This is a genomic window from Streptacidiphilus anmyonensis (assembly GCF_000787855.1).
Lineage (GTDB): Bacteria > Actinomycetota > Actinomycetes > Streptomycetales > Streptomycetaceae > Streptacidiphilus > Streptacidiphilus anmyonensis.
In genome coordinates, this window is record NZ_BBPQ01000017.1 from 21159 (window position 1) to 45415 (window position 24257).

General features: G+C 74.2%; 21 protein-coding genes and 1 pseudogene. 14 read left to right on the top strand and 8 right to left on the bottom strand.

Annotated features, from left to right (window positions below; all coding sequences use genetic code 11):
- Both TR50_RS17580 and TR50_RS17585 read right to left on the bottom strand, forming a co-directional pair.
- Positions 1–1842 (bottom strand): annotated as a pseudogene (locus TR50_RS17580) (hypothetical protein); the annotation flags it as partial.
- Positions 1843–2020: 178 nt separating this feature from the next.
- Positions 2021–2383, bottom strand: a complete 363-nt coding sequence (locus TR50_RS17585; protein WP_042421909.1) for a hypothetical protein — start codon at positions 2381–2383, stop codon at positions 2021–2023.
- Positions 2384–2532: 149 nt separating this feature from the next.
- Here TR50_RS17585 and TR50_RS42615 point away from each other — a divergent pair, with 149 nt between their 5' ends.
- Genes TR50_RS42615 through TR50_RS17605 form a run of 4 tightly spaced genes read left to right on the top strand, consistent with a single transcriptional unit; the run spans position 2533 to position 9155 of the window.
- A complete protein-coding gene (locus TR50_RS42615) occupies positions 2533–4068 on the top strand; it encodes a helix-turn-helix domain-containing protein (protein ID WP_201776837.1) in 1536 nt (511 codons plus the stop codon).
- 25 nt (positions 4069–4093) lie between these two features.
- Positions 4094–4717, top strand: coding sequence for a toll/interleukin-1 receptor domain-containing protein (locus TR50_RS42620; protein ID WP_052441062.1), 624 nt, complete (start codon positions 4094–4096; stop codon positions 4715–4717).
- 44 nt (positions 4718–4761) lie between these two features.
- Positions 4762–5547: a hypothetical protein gene (locus TR50_RS17600; RefSeq protein ID WP_152648454.1), complete on the top strand. Its 786-nt coding sequence runs from the start codon at positions 4762–4764 to the stop codon at positions 5545–5547.
- Positions 5548–5558: 11 nt separating this feature from the next.
- Positions 5559–9155, top strand: a complete 3597-nt coding sequence (locus TR50_RS17605; RefSeq protein WP_042421913.1) for a CHAT domain-containing protein — start codon at positions 5559–5561, stop codon at positions 9153–9155.
- A gap of 43 nt (positions 9156–9198) precedes the next feature.
- On the opposite strand, the gene TR50_RS17610 is transcribed toward TR50_RS17605, so the two are convergent.
- From TR50_RS17610 to TR50_RS17625, 4 genes are all read right to left on the bottom strand, one after another.
- The gene (locus tag TR50_RS17610; protein ID WP_042421914.1) at positions 9199–9843 is read right to left on the bottom strand and encodes a MarC family protein; all 645 of its coding nucleotides are present in this window, start codon (positions 9841–9843) and stop codon (positions 9199–9201) included.
- A 79-nt stretch (positions 9844–9922) separates the two neighbouring features.
- Positions 9923–10180, bottom strand: a complete 258-nt coding sequence (locus tag TR50_RS17615; protein ID WP_042421917.1) for a hypothetical protein — start codon at positions 10178–10180, stop codon at positions 9923–9925.
- Positions 10181–10238: 58 nt separating this feature from the next.
- Complete coding sequence (locus TR50_RS17620) at positions 10239–10475, bottom strand: hypothetical protein (protein WP_042421919.1); 237 nt, start codon at positions 10473–10475, stop codon at positions 10239–10241.
- A 45-nt stretch (positions 10476–10520) separates the two neighbouring features.
- Positions 10521–11090, bottom strand: a complete 570-nt coding sequence (locus TR50_RS17625) for a hypothetical protein (RefSeq protein WP_236654459.1) — start codon at positions 11088–11090, stop codon at positions 10521–10523.
- A gap of 203 nt (positions 11091–11293) precedes the next feature.
- On the opposite strand from TR50_RS17625, the gene TR50_RS17630 reads away from it, so the two are divergent.
- The 7 genes from TR50_RS17630 (at position 11294) to TR50_RS17660 (ending at position 20526) form a co-directional block, all read left to right on the top strand.
- On the top strand, positions 11294–12856 hold the full coding sequence (locus tag TR50_RS17630) for an MFS transporter (protein WP_042421921.1): 1563 nt from the start codon (positions 11294–11296) through the stop codon (positions 12854–12856).
- Positions 12857–13240: 384 nt separating this feature from the next.
- Entirely contained in the window at positions 13241–14605 is a 1365-nt protein-coding gene (locus TR50_RS17635) for a hypothetical protein (RefSeq protein ID WP_042421924.1), read from the top strand.
- Between the two features lie 62 nt (positions 14606–14667).
- Positions 14668–15912 (top strand): AAA family ATPase, encoded by a 1245-nt coding sequence (locus tag TR50_RS17640; protein ID WP_042421927.1) that lies wholly within the window; start codon positions 14668–14670, stop codon positions 15910–15912.
- The gene (locus TR50_RS17645; protein WP_042421929.1) at positions 15909–17144 is read left to right on the top strand and encodes a vWA domain-containing protein; all 1236 of its coding nucleotides are present in this window, start codon (positions 15909–15911) and stop codon (positions 17142–17144) included. Before TR50_RS17640 ends, TR50_RS17645 begins: the two co-directional genes overlap by 4 nt.
- A gap of 475 nt (positions 17145–17619) precedes the next feature.
- Positions 17620–18258 carry a hemerythrin domain-containing protein gene (locus tag TR50_RS46740; RefSeq protein WP_160311126.1) on the top strand — a complete coding sequence of 213 codons (639 nt, stop codon included), beginning with the start codon at positions 17620–17622 and terminating at the stop codon, positions 18256–18258.
- A 99-nt stretch (positions 18259–18357) separates the two neighbouring features.
- On the top strand, positions 18358–18930 hold the full coding sequence (locus TR50_RS50095) for a hypothetical protein (protein WP_369405749.1): 573 nt from the start codon (positions 18358–18360) through the stop codon (positions 18928–18930).
- A gap of 198 nt (positions 18931–19128) precedes the next feature.
- Positions 19129–20526, top strand: coding sequence for an aldehyde dehydrogenase family protein (locus tag TR50_RS17660; RefSeq protein WP_042421933.1), 1398 nt, complete (start codon positions 19129–19131; stop codon positions 20524–20526).
- Between the two features lie 28 nt (positions 20527–20554).
- On the opposite strand, the gene TR50_RS17665 is transcribed toward TR50_RS17660, so the two are convergent.
- Entirely contained in the window at positions 20555–21682 is a 1128-nt protein-coding gene (locus TR50_RS17665) for an NADH:flavin oxidoreductase (RefSeq protein WP_042421935.1), read from the bottom strand.
- A 172-nt stretch (positions 21683–21854) separates the two neighbouring features.
- Between TR50_RS17665 and TR50_RS17670 the strand changes: the two genes are divergently transcribed.
- Positions 21855–22442, top strand: a complete 588-nt coding sequence (locus tag TR50_RS17670; RefSeq protein WP_042421937.1) for a YbaK/EbsC family protein — start codon at positions 21855–21857, stop codon at positions 22440–22442.
- 124 nt (positions 22443–22566) lie between these two features.
- On the opposite strand, the gene TR50_RS50510 is transcribed toward TR50_RS17670, so the two are convergent.
- On the bottom strand, positions 22567–22644 hold the full coding sequence (locus tag TR50_RS50510; protein WP_500799094.1) for a hypothetical protein: 78 nt from the start codon (positions 22642–22644) through the stop codon (positions 22567–22569).
- 155 nt (positions 22645–22799) lie between these two features.
- Here TR50_RS50510 and TR50_RS17675 point away from each other — a divergent pair, with 155 nt between their 5' ends.
- Both TR50_RS17675 and TR50_RS17680 read left to right on the top strand, forming a co-directional pair.
- The gene (locus TR50_RS17675) at positions 22800–23258 is read left to right on the top strand and encodes a GreA/GreB family elongation factor (RefSeq protein WP_042421938.1); all 459 of its coding nucleotides are present in this window, start codon (positions 22800–22802) and stop codon (positions 23256–23258) included.
- Between the two features lie 87 nt (positions 23259–23345).
- On the top strand, positions 23346–24188 hold the full coding sequence (locus TR50_RS17680) for an SAM-dependent methyltransferase (protein ID WP_084700489.1): 843 nt from the start codon (positions 23346–23348) through the stop codon (positions 24186–24188).
- Positions 24189–24257 lie beyond the last annotated feature (69 nt).

Consider the following 24257-nt stretch of genomic DNA (forward strand, 5'->3'; position numbering starts at 1 on the left):
TTGGGCGGCGGGTGTCGTTGGGGTCGGGGTGGGGCGTGGTGCGGCGTCCTGTCCGGGGCGGGATGCGGGGGGCTGCGCCCGGCCTGGCTCCGAGGCCCCGCCGGAATGTGGGCCCGAGGCCGCCTGGGCTGAGCCGTGGACCCGGTCCTGCGCGGGCTCCTGCGCTGCGCGCGGTGCAGGGGAATCGGCCGGGCGGGGCTCGGAGTCCTGGGCGGGGCGTGGCGGCCGGGTCTGCTTGGGGAGGGACCCGGCCGCGAGAGTAGGGGTGCGGGTGCCGTTGGGGGAGGCGGGGGCCGGGGGCGCGGGTCTCGCGTCGGGGTCGCCGGGCTCCGCGACCGCCGGGGCGGTTGCCGCCAGCGGGACGGCGGCGAGGCGTTCCAGCGCCTCGACGAGGGCTGCGACCGCCGTGCGGGACTCCGCGGCGGAGGCCAGCAGGCGCTGCTCGGAGGCGAGTTCGCGTTCGAAGCCGCGCTCGCGGGCGCGCTCCTGGCGTGCCAGGAGGCCGTCGAGGGTGTCGATGCGGTCGGCCAGAGCGCCGCTGCTGCGCTGCACCTCCGCGTAGAGGGAGGCGGCGAGCGCGGTGACCGCCGCCTCGTAGACGGTGCCGATGTGCTCGGCGCCGGAGTCCGCCGCGTCGGCGAGGCGGTCGGGCAGGGCGGCGACGTCGCGGCCGAGCGAACTCGCCGCGTCGCCGAGAACCGTGCTGGAGCCCTCCAACGCCGCTCGCGCCGAAGCGAGTTGGAGGCTCGCCTGTTCCGCCTGGCGTTCCGCCCGCTGATCCGCCTCGGTCAGCCGCTCGGCGAGGAGCCGGTCCATCTGCTCGGCCCGTTCCTGGGCCTGCTGCGCCAGGAGGTCCAGTTGGCGGGTGCCGCGCTCCGACGCCGTCGCCATCACGGCGTCGAAGCGGTCCGCCGCGCGTCCCGCCGCGTCGGTGAGGCTCTGGCCCATCGCGGTCGACGCCTCATCCGCCGCCCGGGACAGGGCCGACGCGGTGGCGCTCACGCTGTCGCCGAGCCGCGTGGTCTGCTGCTCCAGTTCGCGGGTCGCCGTCGTGGCCTGTTCGGCGCTGTCGGCGATCCGCCGGGTGTCGTCGGCGAGCGAGGTCGCGGCGGACCGGAGCGCCGTGCCCGCGAGGGCTATCTGTTCGGTGGCCTCCACCGTGCGGTCCAGCAGGGCGGCCGTCCGCGCGTCCGCGACCGCGGCGAGCTTGAGCAGTTCCCGCAGTTCGGCTGCCGAGTCCTGCAACTGCCGCACGAAGGTGACCGGTTCGGTGTGGGCGGCGGCGGTGGCGCGGGCCTCGGTCTCGGCGAGGGCGCCGGCCAGTTCGCGCAGCAGCTTGCGGTCGTCCTCCTGGTCGCGCTCCTCGACGGCCTGCCGCCACAGGGTCAGCGCGACCAGCGCGGCCAGCAGCACCACCGTGTACAGCACGAGGAAGTCGAAGCGCAGGAAGGCGATCAGGTGGCCGCCGAAGCCCTGCTGCCACAGTTCGAGGAAGGTGCCGGTCGGGTGCGCGGAGCGGTCGCGCTGCTCCGCCCGGTAGGCGAGGACCGCCGCGCCGAGGCCGGACCAGGTCAGCAGCAGCGGCAGGAAGACCAGGACCGAGGAGGCCAGCCCGGCCCTGCGGGCCCACACCGAGGATCTTCGGCTGCCTGGTGCGAGCGCCTCCGGCCCCGCGTGGGCCGCGGCGAGACCGCCGCTCGACCACTGCGACAGACCCGTTCCGGACTCGACCGCGCGGGCGAGTCGTCCCAGCAGGGGGCTCACCGCCGCCAGGCGCGGCTCCCGCGCCAGCGCGTCGAGTCTTCGTGCAAGTGTCCCGCTGTCCGGAACCTGAAGTGCCATCCTCACCGCCTCCCTCCGGAGGGCTCGGTCGTTGCCAGCGTAGAGACCCGATCGGGGAAATGTGAGGGATTTGCGTTGATCGCGTCACCGTTCCTTCAAATATGTTCATGAGCCGCTGCTGACACGGGAGTTGAAACCAGTCCCGGGCGATCCGGAGATGGTCGGACGCCCCGTGCGCTCAGCAGCCGGGAAGGGAGATGCCGGTGAGGTCGCTCAGGCGCTGCCGGGTCTCCTCGCTCAGCGTGGCCAGGGCGCCCAACCCCACGGTGAGCAGCACCTGTTGCAGCGCCTCCCGGACCGGCCTGGAATCGGTGTCGCGGCGGTCGGCGGCGGTCCACAGCAGTTCCAGTCGCACGCGCAGGTCCTCACGGGACGGCGCCGTCAGGTTCGCCCACAACGACCGGATCTGGCCCTGTAGTTCGTGGATGGCGGCGATGTCGGCGTCCACGCAGGACGCCGCCGGGGTCTGCGCGCGGCCGGGTGTCCGGTCCTCCGCCGCTTCGGGGTCGCCCGCGTCCTCGTGCGCGTTCTCGTGCTGCACGGCGTGTCCCTTCGCTCGTTCTCGGTGTCTCCAACGTAGGGAGCCGAGTTGGAGCCGGACAGCGTTGCCCGTCTCCACTCGCCGTGCCGGCGGGACCGGGCCGTGCGAAGGAGGCACGAGCGTCGAAAGCCGAACGTATGCTCATTTTCGTGAACCGATCGGATCGCGAATGCCCTGCGCCGCCAAGTGGCGGCCTGCGCGCACGACGTGAGGCCGCCGGTCTGAGCCTCCAGGGCCTCGCCGTGCGCAGCGGCTACAGCAGGTCGTACCTGAGCCGGGTAGAGACCGGACGCCGGGCGCCGACGCCCGCCGTCCTCCGGGTCTACACCGAGCTGCCCCTGGCGGAGACCGGACGCCGACGTCCGGCCGAGCCGCCCGGTCGGCCCGCCGCGGCCGGGCCGCGCCCGCGGCTGTCCGCGGACGGCGCGGAGCTCGGCATCACCTGGTTCGGTTCGGAGGTGCGGCGGCTGCGTATGGCGGCGGGCAAGTCCCTCGACGTCCTCGGTTGCGAAGTCTTCCTGTCCCGGCCCTACTTGGGGAAGATCGAGCAGGGCGACGCCCGCGGGAACTACCAGCTCGCGCTCTCCCTGGACGCGGCTCTCGGCGCGCAGGGCCGCCTCACCCGGCTCTTCCTGGAGGAGTGCGCGCGGGTCGGTCCGGTGGCCCCGGACACGGACATCCTCTTCCGCGGGCCCCGGTCCGAGCCCGAGCGTGCCACCGGGGCCGCCGCGGACCCGGCCGAGCGCGCCGCTGCGGCCGCCGCACGCCTGGAGGCGCTGCGGGTCCGCAGTCACCGGAGCGGACCGCACTCCATCGTGGGCGAGCTCGGCGACGGCGTCGTCGAACTCCACCGCCTCGTCGACGGCGCCGGCCACCGCCCGCCCTCTCCCGCCAACCCTGCCTGGCCGGTGATGCTCCGTTACGCCGAACTGCTCGGCTGGACGGCGCAGGAGACCGGACACGACGCGATAGCCCTGCGTTGGACGCATACGGTGGGCGACTGGGCGCGCGCGCTCGGGGATGCCGACGCGCTGGGCTACGCCCTGATCCGGCACTCCCAATGGGCCCGGCGGCGCGGGGACGCGGGGACGGCCGTCGAACTGGCCCGCCGGGCCGGATCCGTCCCCGGGATCGCGCCGCGCATCGAGCAGTTCGCCGCGCAGCGGGAGGCGCAGGCGTGCGCACTCGCACGCGACGAGACCGGGTTCCGCCAGGCCCTCGACCGCTACCACACGCTCCTGGCGGCGCCTGCGTCCGGCGGGTCGTCCGCGGAGCCCACGCCGTGGGGTCCTGCGCCGGACCCGGTCTTCGAGGGCTCCCGTCTCTTTGAGGCGACCTGCCTGGTGGACCTCGCCGACTTCCGCACCGCCGCGTCGCTGTTCGATCGGGGCATGAGCCGCCTCGGCGCGCCGCGCACCGGATACGCCCGGCTCGCCGTCCGGCAGGCCATCGCCTGTGCGCACGTCGGTGAACTCGACCAGGCCTGCCACGTCGTGCGGGAGTCCCTGCCGACGGTGTCCCGCCAGGGGTCGGCGTCCCTGCGCGGTGATCTCAAGCTGCTGATCCGGGTCCTGAACCGGCACCGCCGCTCGTCCGCCGTCCGTGCCCTGCTGCCGGACCTGACGTCCGTCGCACGCGTCACCGGCGGGACGCGCGCCGCCGCACCCGCCGCCGAAGGCCCCTGAGAAGACAACCGAGGAGCAGCCGTCCATGGCCGTCCGGAGGCACCTGATCTTCATCAACTACCGTGGATCCGACCAGAACTGGGCCACCGAGCTGGTCTACGCCCGGATGACGGAGGCGTTCGGCGTCGACGCGGTGTTCAAGGCCGGCAACGCGATCCGCGTCGGCGAGGCGTTTCCGCCGGTCCTGCGCCGACAGGCGGCCGCCTCCCCCGTCATGCTGGCCTGCATCGGCCCGGGTTGGCTCAGCGCGGGCCCACCCGGCGGCGGACGGAGCCTCGACTCGCCGGACGACTGGGTGCGGCGGGAGATCGCGATCTCGCTCGCGGCCGGGAACCACGTCGTGCCCCTGCTGATCGGCAACCACGACGAGGTGGGCGTCCCGGCCGCCGACAGCCTCCCCGAGGACATCAGACCCCTGGTGTACCACCAGGCCTGGCGTCTCGCGCCCGGCGCCGGTCTCGACGTCACCGTCCCCATGCTCGTCGACCGACTCGCCGAGCTCGTCCCGGAGTTGGGCGAGCGCCGAGCCGGGGTCGGCACCGGTGCTGCTGCCGACCCCGGTGCCGGCAGCGCGCCGCGACCGCGCGCGGCCGAGCCCGCACCGCTGAGCCGCGCCCTCGACGACGTGGACCACTACGGCGACTGGTGACAGCGCGACACCCCCGCAGCCACCCCACACCCTACGGAGCCGCGATGAGCACAGCAGCACGGAGACCAGGCGAACCGGCCGGGTTGCACGCCTTCCTCGTCGAAGCGGATCCGTCCCCCGTCGGCGGGGCCGAACGGGCCGACGGATCGGACAAGGCCGACGGAAACGCCGCGCCGCTGGCCGAGCGCGCCTTCTACTTCGACCCTGAGGCGCGCGGCGTCCGGTCGCGCTTCGTGGCCGCCGGCGGCGTCGCGTTCAACCGGGCCGTCCCCTACCGGGTGCCGATCGAGGACCTCGAACCGATGGCGCGCCGCCGCGAGAACGCCGACGAACTACGCCTGGAGCTGCTGAAGTTCCACTTCACCGTCCGTGAACTGCCGCGCGGCAGCAGCTACGAGACGGTCCGGATCCGCATCACCCTCGATCCGCCCCACCCCCTGATGCAGTTGCGACCACGCGACGAGAACGCCCAGAGGCAGCAGACGCAGTCCTTCAGCCAGGACGTCGAGCCGGCGCTGCTGAAGCTGATCCAGCTCAACCTCAAGTACAACTCCACGACGAGCGTCAACCTGACCGACACGCGGCCGGTGGTCACGGCGCTCGATCTCAACGCCGAGGGCTTCGGCTGGACGTACCAGGCGCAGAACGGCGCTCCGCTCTCGCCCGGACTGCGGCAGACGATCGCGGTCCTCGAACTCGCCCCGGGCACCCGCGAGATCACCGGTGTCTTCGACGCCGAAGCCACGGTGACGCGGCGGCTGCTCGGCCTCGTCGGCCGCAGTTCCACGGTGCCGGCGCAGCCGCCCGTCCCGTTCCGCATCACGCTGTGAACGGGTCGCGCGTGTCAGCGGCGGCGGAGGCGGGGGAGGAGGAGTTCCTCGCCCGGCTGCGGCGCATCGGCGAGGACCCCTCGGGCGAGGGCGCCGCGGATCCGGCCACCGCGCGCGCGGCCGGGCGGTTCCTCCGGCGTGAGTACCGGGAGCACGGCGGCGTGCGCCCGGCGGCGGCCTACCCGCTCGGGCTCTACTACCTGCGCCACAGCGTGGCGCGTGGAGTCTGGCCGCGCCGGCCGGCGCGCGAGATCGCCGTCGGACTGCTGACCCCGATCTTCTTCGCCGACGCGGAACCCGTCCCCGCCGACCTGCTTCCGGTGGTGCTCGCCGAGGCCCGGAAGCGCGCCGCACGCGCGCTGCGCGCCGCGCTGGGCACGGGCGATCCGGACCAGCTCGACGGGGTCGCCGCGCAGTGGCGACGCATCGCCGCCGTGACGCCCTACGACGCGGCGGAGGCCGTCGACGTCGCCGAAGGACTCGGCGTCGCCCTGGCCAACCTCTTCGACCACACCGGCGAGAGGGCCGAGCTCGACGACGTCGTCGCCTTCTGCCGTCCCGTGCTGGAGCATCTGCCGGCGGGAGCGTCGCCCGGCCCGGTGCGCGTCATCCTGGCTACCACGATCGCGGTGCGCTGCGAGCGGTTCGGCTCCTTCGACCTCGTGGGCGATCTGGACCAGTCCATCGCACTGATGCGCGCCGAGCTCGCGATCCGCGAAGGACGCGACAGACCGCCGCTGCTGTCGTCGCTGGCCGCCGTGTACCTGAGCCGGGCCGAGTCGGCCCAGGATCCCGCCGACGTCGACGAGGCCGTCGCTCTGGCCCGTCAGGCCGTCGAGCTGGCCGGGCCGCGCCACCCGCTGCGATCGTCACTCGAAGCGAGCATGACCGCGGCCCTGTTGGCGCGATACCACCTGTGCGGAGATCCGGCCGACCTCGCCGAGGCGCTCACCTTCAGCGCCGGGGCCGACACACCCGTCGGCACGGGTTCCGTCTCCTCGGTCTCGGGCGGGCGCATCGCCGCGGCGCTCGCTCTGGGGCAGAGCGCACTGGCGGACAGCGCGTCCCCGGACCTCGACCGCGCCGTCGAGCTGCTGCGCACCGCCGCGTCCGACCTTCCGGACGCCAGTCCGGTCAAACCGCAGCTGCTGCAGACCCTCAGCGCGGTGCTGCGGCACCGCCACATCGTCGGGAGCAGCGCGGCCGACCTGGACGCCGCCGTCGACGTCGCCCGGCTCGCGGTGACCGTGGAGCAGAACGCCGACCCGCGTAACCGGGCCAAGGCGCTGTCGTGGCTGAGCTGGTTGCTCGGGGCCCGGTACGAGGAGGCGGGTGATCCGCGCGACGCCGACGCCGCGGTCGCGGCGGGCCGGGAGGCCGTCACCCACGTTCCGGTGGAGGAACTGCCTGCCGCCTCCGCCTACTACTGGGGCCTGGTCCTGGCGCTGCGTTGCCAGCACCCCGGCCAGGCGGCCGAGACGCAGGAGGCGCTCCAGGTCCTGCGGCGGCTCGCCACGTCACCCGGAACGCCTCCCCGGTTCCGCTCCGGCGCCACGATCGGTCTGGCCCAGACGCTGCGTCAGCGCGCCGACCGCACCGAGGCCGACCTGGACGAGGCGGTGGAACTGCTACGGCGGGTGCGGGCCGAATGGGACGCGGAGACGTACCATCGCGCGCTCGTCGAGCACAAGCTCGCCGGCGCCCTCGCCGAGCGGTTCGCCGAGCGGGGGTCCCGGCAGGACGCTGCCGAGGGCCTGGCGCTGCTCACCCGGAGCCTGCACCTGACGCAGGTCCCGGTCGGCCTGCGGCTTGAGGCCGCCGTCACCGCGGCCGCGCTGGAGGAGAAGGTCGGCGCGCCGGGCTGGACCGCGCGGGCCGCGGACCGGCTGGCGGCGGCGGTGGACCTGCTGCCGCTGACGGCCGCCAGGACACTCCACCGTGCGGACCGGCAGCGCCTGCTGGGCGAGTCGTCCGGACTCGCCGCCCGCGCGGCCGCGTTCGCCCTGGCGGACGAGCGGCCCGGCGAGAGCCCCGGGCAGCGCGCCGCCCGGGCGCTCGGCCTGCTCGAAGCGGGCCGCACCGTGCTGCTGAACCAGGCCTACGACACCCGTGGCGACCTCGACGGCGTCCGGCGCGCCGCCCCCGGGCTGGCGCGCCGCTTCCTGGAGCTGCGCGAGCAGTTGGACCGGTCGGACCTGGAGACGCTCGGCGACGCAGCGGCGGCGCCCTCGTCCGGGGCCGTCGTCGGCACGGCAGACGCCGGCCGGGCGGGCACCGGCACGGCGGGCGTGGCCACGGCCGCGCAGGTGCTGTCCTTGGAGGAGGCCGCCGGTGACCGACGCCGGGCCGCTCTGGCGTTCGCCGAGGTCGTCGAGCAGATCAGGGCACTGCCCGGTCAGTCCGGTTTCATGCGCGCCCCCGACGCGGCGGAGCTGACCGCACAGGCGGCCCTCGGCCCGATCGCCGTGGTCAACGTCGCCGAACTGCGCAGCGACGCTTTCCTGGTGACCTCAGCCGGGATCCGGGCGCTGCGCCTGCCCGCCCTGACCGTCGACGCGGCGACCGAGGCCGCCGAACGTCTCCACCGGGCACAGGAGACGTCGGACTCCGACGAGATGTTCCGCGTACTCGGTTGGCTGTGGGACGCCGTCGCCGGGCCGGTCCTGGACGAGCTCGGCCTCGACCGCGCGCCGGGGCCGGACGGGCTGTGGCCCCGCGTCTGGTGGGTGGCCAGCGGCGTCCTGGCGAACATGCCGCTGCACGCGGCGGGGCGCTACGCCGCCGGATCGGCCGCGAACCCAGGCGGCGATGGGGACCGGCCGCCGGAGTCGGTGCTCGACCGGGTGGTGTCGTCCTACGCCCCCAACGTGCGCACCCTGCGGTACCTGCGCGAGCGCTCCGCCCGGTCCGCGGCCCGCTCCCGCCCCGACCGCGGGAACCTCGTCGTGGCCATGGGCAGCACGCCGGGCAGTCGGCTGCGCGATCTGCCCAACGCCGAGGCGGAGGCGGACTTCGTCGCCGGACTCCTGCCTAGGGCCGTCCTGCTCACGCACGGGACGGGAGCCGGCGGAACGCGGCCCGACGGGACGCGCACCGCAGCGCCGACCACCGCAGCGCCGAGCACCGCAGCGCCGACCACCGAGGCGCCGACCAGCGAACGCGTACTCGCCGAGCTCGGGCGCAGTCGGATCGCGCACTTCGCCTGCCACGCCGAGGCCGACACCGCGGACCCCTCGCGCAGCGGCCTGCTCCTGCTCGACGGGCCGCTGACCGTCTCGGCCCTCGGCGCGGAGGATCTCGAGTCGGTCGAGTTCGCCTTCCTGTCGGCCTGCGGCACCGCCCTCAACCGGGCTCGGGACCTGCTGGACGAGTCCATCCAGCTCGTCTCGGCGCTCCAACTCGCCGGCATCCCGCAGGTCGTCGGGACGCTCTGGGAGGTCGAGGACTTTCCCTCGCTCGCCGTGGTGCAGAGCTTCTACACCAGGCTGGGCGCGGAGTTCGACCCCTCCGCGGTCGCGCTGACGCTGCACGGGATCACCCGCCTCGTGCGCGACGAGTGGCCGGACGCCCCGGGGATCTGGGCGGCGCACATGCACGCCGGATGCTGACGCGCCCTGACGCGCGATCAGTGCACGCGCTCAGCACCGGTGCTCAGTGCACGTTCCCCCAGGCGCGGATCGCGCGGTCCAGGCCGGTGAGGAAGAGCTCCACGCCGACGGCCGCGAGGAGCAGGCCCAGCAGCCGGGAGCACATCTCCAGCGTGGTCGTGTGCACCTTGCGCAGCAGACCGGTCGTGGCGACCATGCAGACGGCGTCGATGAGAGCGACGGCGACGAAGGACGCCACGACGGTGGAGCGCCAGGCCCAGCCCTCCTTGCTGAGCGACTCCACCAGGACGGCGGTCACGGCCAGGGGGCTGACCACGTAGGGCAGGAGCAGCTCGCGGAAGCCGGAGACCAGCGGGTGCATCTCGTCCGCCTCCTCCTGGCTGTCCGCCCCCAGGTGCATCCCGAGGACCAGGCCCACCGCGTAGAGGAAGAAGATGATCCCGCCGGCCAACTCCAGTGACTCGGCGCTGATATGGAAGAAGTCCGTCACGTAGGGCGCCGTCCACGCGCACAGGGCGCCCAGCAGCGCCGACGCCGCCGAGGCGAGCAACGCCACGCGCCGCGCCTCCTGCGCGGTGCGCTCGCGCGCCACATGAGCGAACGTCAGCATCACCTTCGGCGGCCCCACGACCGCGAAGAAGGTGACGAAGGTGCTGGTGACGTTGAGCGGCCCGGTGATGGAGGACATGGCCCGATGATCCCGTACGCCGGACGCCTCGGCGCCCAGCGGCACGACCGGCGCACCGGCCGGAGCGGCGCGGGGCCGCTCAGGGGTCGGGTTCGCGCGGGCTGCCCTCGGCCCAGACCTCCTCCAGCGCCGCCAGCCGGTCCCAGCACTCCCCGCAGCGGCAAGCCGGCGTGACCGCGTGCACCTCGGTGACCGGTCTGACGTCGCCGACCAGCGGGAAGTACCGGCCGCACAAGGCGGTGGCCGAGCCCTGGCGGACGACGTGCCAGCGCACGTGCTCTCCCCCTTCGAGGGGATCGGCGGGCCGGTGCTGTGCGCGCAGTTCGTAGCCGCTCATCGTCTCCTCCCACCGTTCGACCGGCGGCCACCCGCCCGGGTCGGTGCCGTTCGCCGGATCAGTGCCACACGTCGGGTCCGCCGCCGTGCCACTCCACCAGGCGCGGATCGTCGAGGTCCTCGTCCTGGAGCCCGGCGCGGCGCATGAGGTACAGGACATCCTCCAGGCCGTGCGCGACACCGACGTGGGCGGTGACGATGTCCACGCGCCGGAACGGGTGCTCGTCCGCGTCGGTGACGGGGTGCACGACGACGTGCGCGGCTTGGCCGCTGCTCTCGGGCGGTGGCTCGCTCATACCCCCAGCCTGCTGCCATGGGCGTCCTCATGCATCCGCGCGGGCTCAGCGAGCCGGCCGCGGGGAGAACCGCTCCTGGGCGTGGCGGGCGGTGACCTTGGCGATTTCGTGCCAGAAGGGGACGGCGGTGAGGTAGGCGCCGAGCCCGGACAGGATGCCGAGCGAGAGGTCCACGCTGACGCGTCCCTCCTTGGCCCAGTAGACGTCCTGGAGGTCCAGCAGGAGCGCGAACTCGTCCGCGATCAGCGCGACGCCCGCGCCGTAGGCCGCGCCGACCCCCGGATGGCCGGTGAACTTCGCGTCGCCGCGGACGGCGACCAGCCCGACGCCCGCGAGCGTGGCGATGCCGATGTTGTAGTGATGCAGGTGGCGGCCCCCGGCTGAGATGTCGCCCCAGGGCAGCCAGCCCCCGCGGATCCCGTGCGTGATCAGGCGGACCGTGCCGAACGTCGCGCCGAACGAGACCCACGTGGCCAGCAGCGACCGCTGGACGGGGGACGTGTGCCGGTCCAGGGCCGCGCGCCAGCGGGCGGGCAGAGGGGAGCCCGGAGGGCATTCCTCCGGGCCCGGGGCGGACGGACTCCGCCCGTGGTCGCTTCCGGTCCCCTGGGACATGGCGTCTCCCTGTCCGTGCGCGGGCGGTCCGTGCGGGCGGGCCCTGCCTCGATGGTCTCCCCACCTGCGCCGCCGCGCAGGTCCGAGCGGCGGCGCACGCGATGCTCGCCTACCGTGAAAGGCATCCGAAGACGGTGGGGGAAGCCAGAGGCCAGACGTGTCAGACGTGTCAGACGTGTGCGACGACTCGCAGGAGTACAGCCTTGAGCAGCACAGCCGGCGGCACATCATCCCGATATCTGGTCCTCGCGGCGATGATCTTCGCCGTCGCGATGACGTTCATCGATCAGACCATCGTGTCGATCGCGGTGCCCGAGATCCAGCGCGAACTGGGCCTGTCCGCCACCGGCGTGCAGTGGGCGGTCAACGCGTACCTGCTGACCTTGGCCGCCTTCTTCGCCTTCGGCGGACGCCTGGCCGACACGGTGGGTCACCGCAGGATGGTCGTGCTCGGCGTGGTGGTCTTCGCCGGGGCCTCGGCCTGCTGCGGGTTCACTCCCAAGGGCGGGTTGGCGGAGGGCTGGCTGATCACCTTCCGCGCCGTCCAGGGCGTCGGCGGCGCGATCATGTTCCCCGCGGCGCTGGCGATCGTGGTCCAGAGCTTCGCCCTGCGGGAACGGGGCCGGGCCCTGGCCCTGTTCTTCGGCATCGCGGGCGGACTGACGGCCATCGGGCCGGTCCTGGGCGGCTACCTGACCCAGTGGACCTGGCGTGCCATCTTCTGGGTCAACCTGCCGGTGGCGGCGATCGCGCTGATCCTGATCGCCGTCTCCAAACCGGAGACCGAGAGCCGGCCGGCCCGGATGGACTACCGCGGCCTGGCGCTGATCGCGGGCGGGGTCGGGCTGAGCGTGTTCGGCTTCCAGCAGTCGCAGACGTGGGGCTGGTCGAACCCGGCCATCGGACTGTGCATCGCCCTGGGCGTACTGCTGCTGGTCGCCTTCGTGCTGGTCGAGAAGCGCACCGAGTCGCCGCTCATCCAGGTGGACATCTTCCGGATCCGGGCCTTCGCCGCGCAGAACCTCGTGCTCGGCATCTCCATGCTCGTCTTCGTCCCGGTCTTCTTCTTCTCCAGCGAGTACGCCCAGATCGCCCTCGGCGACTCCTCCTCGGAGGCCGGCATCTTCCTGCTCTACTTCTTCATCGGCTTCGTGATCGCGTCCCAGCTCGGTGGTCGCATGCTCGACCGGATCGGCGCGAAGCGACCGGTGGTCCTCGGCTGCGTGCTGGCCGCCGTCGGGTTCTACCTGTGGGCGCGCAACGCGACCACGCTCAGCTTCAGCTCGCAGCAGTGGGACGTCATCCTGGCCGGGGCCGGGATGGGCTTCATGCTCAGCCCCGCGAGCACGGACGCGGTCAACCGGGCGTCCCGGCTGTCCTACGGCGAGGCGACCGGCATCACCCAGACGGTCCGCAACTACGCCGCGAGTCTCGGGCTGGCGATCCTCGGGACCGTGCTCGTCACCGACCTGCGCTCCCAGGTCACCGACTCGCTGGTCGGGCAGGGCGTGCCGCCCGCACAGGCGGCCTCGCAGGCCGCGCACCTGTCGCAGCTCCAGGCCAGTGGCAGTTCGAGCACCGCCGCGATCCCGCACTTCTTCCGTGTCGACTTCGCCCACGCCACGCAGACCGTCCTGTACTGGATGGCCGCCATCATGGCGGTGGCCGCCCTCGCCGCGATCGTCGGCCTGCGGCCGGGCCTCCAGGCCGACAGGCCGGTCGAGGAGCCCGCCCCGATGACGGCCGAGCGGAACCAGGGCCCCTGACCCTCGCGTGCGGTGACGCTGACACGTCAGCCGCCGACCACGGCCGGCGGACGCCGGGAGCTGGGTGACTCGGCCGGGCGAGGACGGCACGCGGGCGTGGCCCGGTCGCCCGGCAGACCCGAACGCCCCGGGCGGCGTCCGTCGACCGGGCCGCGTCGAGACGCCGCTCCGGACCGTCGTCCCGGCACGGCCGACGACGTGAGCCCGTAGGGGGCGAGCCGCGCCGGGCGCCGCGCCCAGGCCGTGAAGGTTCCGCTGTCGCCGTGGCCGCCCGAGGCGGCGAAAACCGGTGGAGGCGCCGGGCGGTGCGCCGCTACGCTGCCCCGCGATGATGACTCCTTCCCACCACAGAATGGGGGTCCCGTCCGCGCAAGGTGAGTGCTGATGGCCACTCCACCCGCGAACGGGGACGTTCGAACCCCCTCCTGGCGGCTCCACCTGTGGAGGCGCGTACGCGAGTTCGCCGTGCCGCCGCCCATGATCGCGAGCGCGAGCGCACGCCGTTCCGTCGGCGACTGGGCGGGCGCGTGCGCGGCCGCCCGCGTGCACGTCGACCTCGACCTCCGGGACGTCGCCCGCCGACACGGTCGCGAGCTCGCCTCCCGGATCCGCGCCGACCTGCGGTCGCTCGCCCCCGACCTGCTGCGCTGGCACCTGCCGCGGAGCGCCCCGCACGGCTTGCTGCGGCCCGGACTGACCGTCAGCCTTGCACGCTACGCGCCGACCGACGTGGCCGCGCCGCTGCCGCTGCATCTCGTGGCCCGGACCCCGCCCGGGTGGGCCGACGCCGGGCAGTGGTTCAGCCTCGCGCTGTGGGACCCGGCCCGCCCGCACGTGGACGCGGGCCTGCACCCGCACCCGCATCCGAGCCGTCGGTTCCGCCTCGACCTGCACCGGCACCTGTGGGATGCGGGCGCGAGCCACGCGTTGCGGGCCCGCTCCGGAATCGACCGTCCTGACCGACCCGCCCTGGACCGGTGGGCGTCGGAGGCGGAGCTGCTGCTCCGCGCCGACGGTCGCGGAAGCGGACGCCTCGGGGTGCGGCTCGGCTCCCGAACGCTGCTCGTCCTCGGGCGGACCGCCGCCGCATCACCCGTCGTCTCGGCCTCCGCGGAGGCGGGCGATCACGCGCTGCCACTGCTCCCCGACGCGGCGACCTGGGCGACGCCCGACGTGGAGCTGCTCCGCGCGGGTTTGATCGAGCCGGAGGCGCTGCACCCGCTCGTGGCCGCCGCTTTGGCGCCGGGACGTCCCGCAGCCGCGCCTGAAACAGCCGCCGCCGCGGGCGAGAGGGAGCAGGCGCGCCCGCACACCGTCGAGTGCGGGGGAGCTCGGCACCGGATCGCCGTCGTCGACGGCGTGCTGGCGCCGTTGGACCACGACGCTGACGAGCTTCGTCGGGAGGAGTTGCTGGCCGCCCTGTCCGGCACACCGCTTCCCTGCCTGCGGGCCATCGACCAGGCGCACCGCGACCCGGCGTCACTGGACGACGTCCGGGGCCGACTCGACCACGGCGACGTCGACGGTGCGATCGCCCTCGTCACGTCCCTGCTCGGCCCCGACGCCGTGCTCCGCGACGGCGCGCTCAGGGACGAGTTGGCCGCGGCCGCGCTGCGACGGGTCGATCACGGCCTCTACCGCGCGGGCCTCGCCCCCTCGCAGGCCAGACCGCTGCCTCGCCCGGCCCGCCGGGACGACCCGCTTCGCCGCGCGCTGCGCACCCGCCCGCGCGACGGCCTCCGCCGCTGACCGACCGGTACCGCCCCCGCGCCCCGGGCGCTCCCACGCTTCGACCGAACAAAGGTGATCTCATGCCCTCCTCCGCTCCCGTCTCCCAACTCGACGTCGCAGACGAACTGCTGGCCCTGCTGACCGACAGCACCACGGAACCCCGAGACGACCGGCAACTCGAAGCGCTCACCCTGGCCGTGGCGGCGGACCTGCCCGTGCTGCTCTGGGGCGAGCCCGGAATCGGCAAGACCGCCGCCCTCACCCAGCTCGCCGCGGCGCTCGACCTGCCGCTGACCACGGTCATCGCCAGCGTCCACGAGCCCTCCGACTTCTCCGGGCTGCCGGTCGTCGGGGACGACCCCGCCCGGCAGGGCGTCCCGCTGGCCCCGCCCGACTGGGCGGTCCGCCTGGTCCGAGCGGGAAAGGGCCTGCTCTTCCTCGATGAGCTCTCCACCGCGCCCCCGGCGGTCCAGGCGGCGCTGCTGCGCCTGGTGCTGGAACGGCGCGTCGGCTCGCTGCAACTTCCGGCCGGTGTCCGCATCGTGGCCGCCGCCAACCCGCGTGCCTCGGCTGCCGACGGCTGGGAGCTCAGCCCACCCCTGGCCAACCGCTTCGTCCACCTCCAGTGGACGCACGACCACGACGTCGTGGTCCGCGGCCTCGGCGGCACCTGGCCACGGGCCGATCTTCCGCGTCTCGCCCCGGAGCGGTTGCCCGAAGCGGTGGCCCTGGCGCGGCGCGCGGTCTGCGGGCTGCTCGCCGTCCGGCCCGGGCTGGTGCACCGGCTCCCCGAGAACGAGACCCGCCGGGGCGGCGCCTGGCCCTCGCCGCGCAGTTGGGAGATGACGCTGCGTCTGATCGCCTTCGCCACCGCGGCCGGCTCGTCCAGGGATGTGCTCTCGCAGCTGGTCCGGGGCACGGTCGGCGACGGCCCCGGGCTGGAGTTGCTCTCCAGCATGGACCGGATGGACCTCCCAGACGCCGAGACGCTGCTCGCCGACCCGGAGGCGGCCGTGCTGCCCGAGCGCGGCGACCTGCGTCAGGCCGTGCTGGACGCCGTGGTCGCGGCGGTCCGCAGCCGTCCCGAGCCGGCCCGTTGGGACGCGGCCTGGCGGCTCCTGGTCCGGGCCGTGGAGACCGGCGCGCCGGACCTGGTCGTGGTCCCCGCGACCACGCTCGCCTCGCTGCGGCGGGAGGGTTGGAGCGTGCCACCCGTCATCGACGCGCTCGCCGGGGCCGTCTCGCTCTCCCGGCGTGCCGATCGCGCCGCGGCCGCCGCGCTCGCGAAGCCCGGCGCGGCCTCGGGAGCGGGGGCGGCCCGATGAGCGGTGCGACCCGCACGGCCCCGGCCCTGGACCTGGACAAGCTGTACGCCGCGCGTCTGCACGCGGCGCGGGCCCGGCCCTATCTCGCCACGGCGCTGTTCGCCCTCCAGTTGGTGGAGTCGCGCGGCACGCCCACCATGGCGGTCGACCGGTACTGGCGCTGCTACGCGTCGCCCGCCTTCGTGGACCGCACGCCGGAGGTGGAGCTCGCCGCCGTCTGGGTGCACGAGGTGTCCCACCTGCTGCGCGACCACCACGGCCGCAGCGACCGCTACGCCTGCGCCCACGGACTGACCAGTCCGGCCGAGCGCCTGCGGATGAACATCGCCGGAGACTTCGAGATCAACGACGACGCCTTCGGCGACGGCCTGGTCCGCCCCGAGGGCGCCGTCGTGCCCCGGATGGCACAGCTCCCCGAAGGCTGGTTGATGGAGTCCTACCTGGCCCACCTCCGGCTCGGCTCCTTCCCGCGCGACCTCGCGTGGCTCGACTGCGGCAGCGGCGCCGACGGGCTCGACCGTTCCTGGGACCTCGGCCCGGGCGGGGCGCACGGACTGAGCGAGCAGGAGCGCGACGCCGTGCGCTTCCGGGTCGCCCAGGGCATCGCGGCCAGGCCCGGCCGCGTCCCGCGCGGATGGCGGCGTTGGGCCGAGGAGGCGTTCCAACCGCCGCAGCCCTGGCGCGAGTTGCTCGGCGCGGCGCTGCGGGCGGCGGCCGTCGGCGGGGGAGCGGGCGACGACTACAGTTACGCCCGCCCCGCCCGCCGCGCGGCGAGCCTGCCCGGGGTCGTCCTGCCGGGCCTGCGCCGGATGCCGCCGCGCGTATGCGTCGTGATCGACACCTCGGGCTCCGTCAGCGACGTCGAGCTCGGCGCGGCGGTGCGCGAGGTCGCGGCGATCTGCCGAGCCGTGGGTGGCCGCAGGGACCTGGTCACCGCCGTGCCCTGCGACGCGGCGGCCCACACGGCTCAGCAGCTGTGCCGGTCCGAGGGGATCCCCCTCGTCGGTGGCGGAGGCACGGACCTGCGGGAGGGCTTCGCACGCGCCCTGCGTGCCCAGCCCGCCCCGGACGTCGTCGTGGCCCTCACCGACGGCCAGACCCCGTGGCCGAGCCGTCGGCCGCCCTGCCGCACCGTGATCGGCCTCTTCCCCCGCAGCGGCTACAACGAGGACACCGACTACGAGCCCGCCCTGCCGCCGCCCTGGGCTCGGGTGGTGGAGATCCGCAGCTGAGTGGGCGAGGCCCGGCGGTAGGACCGCCCTGCCCGGTGGCCCCATGCGGCGGGAATCGTCTCCGGGCGCGGTCCGGACCACCCGTTCCGGTCCGGCAGCTGCCCTCTGGCGTGGGGGCGCACCGTTCCTGCCCCGGGGCCCGCCTCCCAGCCGGAGGCCGTGGGAGAGGTGCCCCGCCGTCTCCCGCCTCCTGGGTGCCACGGCCCCAGGGCGCGGCCGAGGCCGCCCGCCCCAGTCCTGCCGCCCTGTCACGTCGGGGTGCATCGGCACCCGCCCCGGGTCTCGATTCCCGGCCGGAGGCCGTTGCCTGGACCCCGAGGCCCGTGGCATTCGGGCGCGTTCCGCTCCCGGCCAGGCCCTTCGCGTGCGGGCGGGACCGGAAAGGCGGAGGCTGGAAGGCAGACGCGCGCCGGAAGACCGTCGTGGCCGGGGTGTCGCGCGACGGCGTCGGGGCCGAGGAACGAGGGCGGATCCCATGACTGACACGCATTACCGATTGGACTGGTCCGGCTCGATCGGCTGGCGGGGTGGCCATGTCGACAGCGGGGACCTGCTGGACCAGCTCGAGGCGGAGCACGAGAAGATCCGCCTGATCTTCGGGGCCGTGCTCGGGACCCCCATCGGGGACCCGGACCGCAAGGCGCAGATGGACCGGGCCACGCCCGTGATCGTGCGGCACGGCGTGATCGAGGACGAGCTGCTCTACCCGCTCATGGCGCGGCTCCCCGAGGGCGCGGACGGGGCGATGTCCCAGGTGGCCCACGACGACCACGCGCGGGCCGAGGCGGCGCTGCACGTGCTCGGGGTGGTCAAGGCCGACGACCCGGCGTTCACCCGCGAGTTCGCGGTGCTGAACGAGCATCTGACCGGTCACATGTCATGGGAGGAGGCGCGCGTGTTCCCGACCGTCCGGGCCACGGTCGCGCAGTCGGAGCTCGACGAGCTCGGCGCGCGGGCCCGGGAGCTCAGGCGGCGGGGCCGCTCCACGCCGCAGCCGCCGCCCGGCGTCCGGCCGCCGGAGGACCACTTCCCGCCGGCGGAGAAGAGCTTCAGGGAGCGCATGCACGACCGGTTCACCCCGGCGGGCGGTTGGGGAGCCCTGCGCCCGCACTGAACCGTGCGTCGGATTTCGGGGGCTCACTTCGTCATGGGCGTTTGCGTCGGCCTGGCCGGGTCAGACGCGAGGGGACCACGACGAGGAAGGAGCCCTCGCATGCTGCTGCTCGGCCTGTTGCTGATCGCTGCGACCGCGGCGTTCACCGGCCTCGTGATCGCGGACAACCTGTCCGGCGGGCCGGTCCACCACGTGACGGTCCTCGGCCACACCATCGCCACCATGAACAGCCTGGAGATCTTCCTTTCCGGTCTCGCCCTGGCGCTGATCTTCTGCCTCGGTCTGGCCATGACGGGGACGGGCGGGATGCTGGCCAGGCGCCGCCGACTGAGGCTGCGCGAGGCGGGCCGCGTCGGCCGCCATGTCCGGACCGGTGACGCGGTCCCCACCACCCCGAACGGAACGGCGGCCACGGTCGGCCGACCGGTGGCCCCACCGGCTGCCCCGCCCGTCGCCCAGCCGGCCGCTCCGCCGGCCCAGCCGAGGACGAGCGAGCCGGGGACGGCGACGGCAGGGTCCCCCGGGGACACCGCGCCCGGCTCCACCACGGCAACGGTTCCGGAGCCGACCACGGCCCCCGAAGCGACCAAGGTCCCCGAGGCGACCACGGCCCCCGAGGCCACGACGACCTCTGCCCGGCCCCGCCGCCACATCCACCTGTTCGGGCACTGACCTGTTCGGGCACTGACGCACCGAGCCGGGCGTCGTGGCGTCGTCGCGAGCCACCGGAGGACGGCCACCGCGTCGCAGCGCGGTGGCCGTCCGCTGCCGCCTTGCGGATCAGCCCGTTCGGCCGGTTGCAGTCGGGCGCATCCTGATCGAGAGTCAAGGAGGTCAGGAAGCCACCGCAGAGGAGTGAGGGGAATCCGAATGACGATCGCGACCGTCGATCCGGCCACCGGCAGGACGCTGGCGACCTTCCCGGCGCTGGACGCGCACGGCGTCGAGGAGCGGCTCCGGCGCGCGGCCGAGACCTTCGAGGGCTACCGGACCACCGCCTTCGACCACCGGTCACAGCTGCTGCGCCGCGCCGCCGACAAGCTGACCGCCGACCGGGAGGAGGTGGCCCGCACCCTCGTCACCGAGATGGGCAAGCCGCTGGCGCAGGCCCGCGGCGAGGCGGACAAGTGCGCCAAAGCGATGCGGTGGTTCGCCGACCACGCGCCCGGTCTGCTCGCCGACCAGACCCCCGAGGCCGCGGACGTCGCGGACAGCGGGGCCCAGGCGGTGCGGGTCCGGTTCCGGCCGCTTGGGCCGGTGTTGGCGGTCATGCCCTGGAACTTCCCGCTGTGGCAGGTGATCCGTGCCGCCGCGCCCGCGCTGATGGCCGGGGACGTGCTGCTGCTCAAGCACGCCTCGAACGTCCCGCGCACCGCGCTCTACCTCCAGGAGCTCTTCGCCGACGCCGGTTACGAACCCGGTTGCTTCCAGACGCTGTTGATCTCCTCCGGCCAGGTCGCGGACGTGATCCGCGACGACCGGGTCGCGGCCGTCACGCTCACCGGAAGCGAGGGCGCGGGGCAGGCCGTCGCGACGGTCGCGGGCGAGCAGTTGAAGAAGTGCGTGCTGGAACTCGGCGGCAGCGACCCGTTCCTGGTGCTGCCTTCGGCGGACGTCGCCGCGGCGGCCCAAGTGGCGGTGCGGGCACGGGTGCAGAACAACGGTCAGTCCTGCATCGCGGCCAAGCGGTTCATCGTCCACGAGGCCGTCTTCGACGACTTCACCCGTGCCTTCGTCGACGGCATGCGGAGCCTGCGCGTCGGCGACCCGATGCAGGAGCACACCGACGTGGGCCCGTTGGCCACCGAGCAGGGCCGCACCGACATCGAGGAGCAGGTCGAGGACGCGCGCGGCAAGGGCGCGCGGGTCCTGTGCGGCGGGCGGCGGCCCCCGGAGCTGAGCGACGAGGGCTGGTACTACGAGCCGACGGTGCTCACCGACATCGACCCCGCGATGCGCCTGCACCACGAGGAGTGCTTCGGCCCGGTCGCCACCCTCTACCGGGTGCCGGACCTGGCCGCGGCGGTCGCGCTCGCCAACGACACGCCGTACGGGCTGAGTTCGAACGCGTGGACGCGCGACCCGGGCGAGCAGGGGGTGCTCGCCCGGGACCTGCAGGCCGGCGGCGTCTTCTTCAACGGCATGACCGCCTCGCACCCGGCGTTCCCCTTCGGCGGGGTCAAGCGCTCGGGCTACGGGCGTGAGCTGGACGGGTTGGGCATCCGGGAGTTCACCAACCCGACCACGCTCTGGTACGCCGCGGAGTGACGGTCGCCCCGCAGTGGGCCGGCTCCGGTCAGCTCAGGGACTTGAGCGACGCCGCGTCGTAGGGCTTCAGTTCGTCGAAGCGGCCGGCGAGGACCTTGGCGGCCCACTCCGGGTCCTGGAGCAGCGCGCGGCCGACGGCGACCATGTCGAACTCGTCGCGCTCCATGCGGTCGAGGAGGTTGTCGAGGCCCTGGACCGGGGAACCCTCGCCCATGAAGGCGCCGATGAAGTCCCCGTCGAGGCCGACCGAGCCGACGGTGATGGTCGGCTTGCCGGTGATCTTCTTGGTCCAGCCGGCCAGGTTGAGGTCCGAGCCCTCGAACTCCGGGAGCCAGTAGCGGCGGGTGGAGGCGTGGAAGGCGTCGACGCCCGCTGCCGCGAGCGGGGCGAGGATCGCCTCCAGCTGCTCGGGGGTCTCCGCGAGCCGGGCGTCGTAGGCCTCCTGCTTCCACTGCGAGAAGCGGAAGATCACCGGGAAGTCGGCGGAGACGTTCGCGCGGACCGCCGCGGCGATCTCGGCGGCGAACCTCGTGCGGGAGACCGGGTCGCCGCCGTAGGCGTCGGTGCGGCGGTTGGTGCCCGCCCAAAGGAACTGGTCGACGAGGTAGCCGTGGGCGCCGTGCAGCTCGACGCCGTCGAAGCCGGCGCGCTCGGCGGCGGCCGCGGCCTCGGCGAAGGCGCCGATGACGTCGTCCAGGTCCTCCTGGGTCATCGCCCTGCCGGTGCCCTCGGTGCCGTCGATGCGCAGCCCGGAGGGGCCGACGGCGGGGGCCTCGGCGAACGGCGGCTGGCCCTGCTTGCGCACCATGCCGATGTGCCACAGCTGCGGCACGATCGTGCCGCCGGCGGCGTGCACCGCGTCGGCGACCCGCGCCCACCCGGCCAACTGCTCCTCGCCGTGGAAGCGCGGCACGCGGTCGCTCTGACCGGCGGAGTCGTGGCCGACGTAGGTGCCCTCGGTGACGATCAGACCGACGCCGGCGGCGGCGCGGCGGGCGTAGTACGACCGGACGTCCTCGCCCGGGACGCCGCCCGGCGAGAACATGCGCGTCATCGGCGCCATCGCGATGCGGTTGGGGACGGTCAGACCGTTCAGGGCGACGGGCCTGGCAAGGATCTCGGCCGCGCGGGAGGCGGAGGACGCAACGGTGGTCATGTGGTTCCTCAAGGTGCCGGACATTTGATGTACGCAAGTATTTCGCGTAAGCCTGACAACCCCGGACGGGGGCCGTCCATTTCTCCGACCGGGCCACCCGTGCCGTGATCCCCGTCACATTCCTGGCCGCCCCGCGCCCCGGACCGGCTTCCGTGCTCGCTAGAGTCGAGCCGTGAGCGACCAGGTACAGACCCCCAGGGCCCCCTTCGGAAACTTCCCCACCGTCCGGCTCGCGCTCGACGCGTCAGCCGATCTCGTCACGCCCGTCGCCGCCGCCCTGCGGGACTGGGCGGACCGGGAGGCCGCCCGGTCCGTGCTGTGGGTGGACACCGATCCCGAGAAGGCGGACACCGCCGTCTTCTGCGCCGCCTACGAGGCCCCGCCGGAGCTCTCGGCCAACTGTGTCGTGGTCGCCGCCAAGCGCGGCGGGGAGACGACCCTGGCCGGCTGCCTGGTGCTGGCCACCACCCGTCTGGACGTGAACCAGGCCGTCCGCAAGCGCCTGGGCGCGCGCAAGGCCTCGTTCGCGCCGATGGACACCGCCGTCGCGGGGACGGGGATGGAGTACGGCGGGATCACCCCGCTCGGGCTGCCCGCGGAGTGGCCGCTGCTGGTCGACGAGGCCGTCGCCGCCGCGCCCTCCGTCCTGGTCGGCAGCGGTGCGCGCCGCGGCAAGCTGATCCTTCCCGGCTGGGCGGTCGCCCGGCTCCCCGGCGCCGAGGTGGTGCCGGGCCTCGCCGCGGCCGTCGAGGCGGTCTGAACGGTCCGAACGCGGCCGTCCCGGCGCCCGTCCCAGCGGCGGTTCCTGCGGCCGTCCCCACGTGCAGTCGTCCGGCCCGGCCGCCCGGGGGAAAGCGGGCGGCGGGGCCGGACGGTCCGGGGGCTCAGCAGCAGGGGCGCTTGCCGTGGTTCGCGCCGTGCTTCCTGCGCTGCTTCTTCCTGCGGCGCCGTTTGGACGACATGGCCACTCCTCTCGGTGCGGTGTCCCCGTTCCACGCTGGCACAGCAGCACGGGACCGGCACCTGCGCGCCCGGTTGCGGGCCTCTGACGGCGGGGTTTGAGTGGTGGGACGCCGCGCGGACCGTCGAGGGCGTCGCGGGCGCCGAGGAGGAGACCATGGCCGGTGAGCCGGAGCCGATCAGCCCGAAGGCGCGCGAGGCGATCGAGCGCGATCTGACGCAGCTGCGCGCGGAGCGGGCCTCCGTCGCCGCCACCCTGCACGACACCGACTCCACCGGGGACCGCGCCGACCAGGCCGACGAGCTCCAGCGTGCCGAGGAGCTGTCCCGGCTCGACGACCGGATCGAGGCCCTGACCCTGCGCCTGAAGCAGGCGACGATCGCCGGACCTCCCGGCACCGACGTGGTGGGGGTCGGCAGCACCGTCTCCGTGCGCTTCGCCGACGGCACGGTCGAGCAGGTCGAGATCGGCGAGGTCGCCGAGGAGTTGGACCGGACCCTGGTCACGGCGGACAGCCCCCTCGGCCGCGCGCTGCTCGGACGTCGGGTCGGCGACGTGGTGGAGTACGACACCCCGCAGGGCCGCGCCGAGGCCGCCGTCGTCTCCCTCGATTGAGCGGAGCGGGCGCCCGACTGAACTCCGGGCGTCCTCTAGACTGCGCAGCAGAGTTGATCGACTGTCATCACGAGGGGTGGGCGACGGATGTCCGAGGTGGAGCAGGAGCCGGGCGGCAGAGCGGACGCGGACGGCGGCCACGGGAGCGCCGCCGGCCACGGAGGCTTCGACCCGAACGTGCCGAGCACCGCCCGCATCTACGACTACCTCATCGGCGGCAAGGACAACTTCGCCGCCGACCGCGCCGCCGCCGAGCACCTGCTGACCGCGCAGCCCACCGCGCGGACCATCGCGCAGGCCAACCGGCGCTTCCTGCTGCGGGCCGTGGGCCTGCTGGCCCAGAGCGGCATCCGCCAGTACATCGACGTCGGCGCGGGCATCCCCACCAGCCCGAACGTGCACGAGATCGTGCGCGAGCACCAGCCGGACGCCCGCATCGTCTACGTCGACAACGACCCGGTCGTGCTCGCCCACACCCGCGCCCTGCGCGCCGAGACGGGCGTGACCGCGCTCGACGCGGACCTGCGCCGCCCGCAGGAGATCATGGACCGCGTCGAGGCGGCCGGGACGATCGACTTCTCGCAGCCCGTCGGGCTGCTGCTGATCTCGGTGATGCACTTCGTCCGCCGCGAGGAGGACCCGGGCGCCATGATCCGCGCCTATACCGAGCGCCTGGCCCCGGGCAGCCACCTCGCCCTGTCGATCGCCAGCGCCGGCCGGCTCTCTCAGGACGAGATCGAGAAGGCCGAGGCGATCTACGCCAACGCCTCCTCCCCGCTGGTGCTCCACTCGCCCGCCGCGGTCGCGGGCTGGCTCGAGCCGTACACCCTGCTGGAGCCCGGCCTCGTCTCCTACTACAAGTGGCGGGCGGACGAGAACGAGCCCGACGACACCGGCGCTCCGATCGCCGCCGTCGCCCGGATCGGCTGACCCTGCCCCGAAGCAGACGTGCGGGCCGGCCCGGAAGGGCCGGCCCGCACGGTCGTTCAGCGGAGAGGA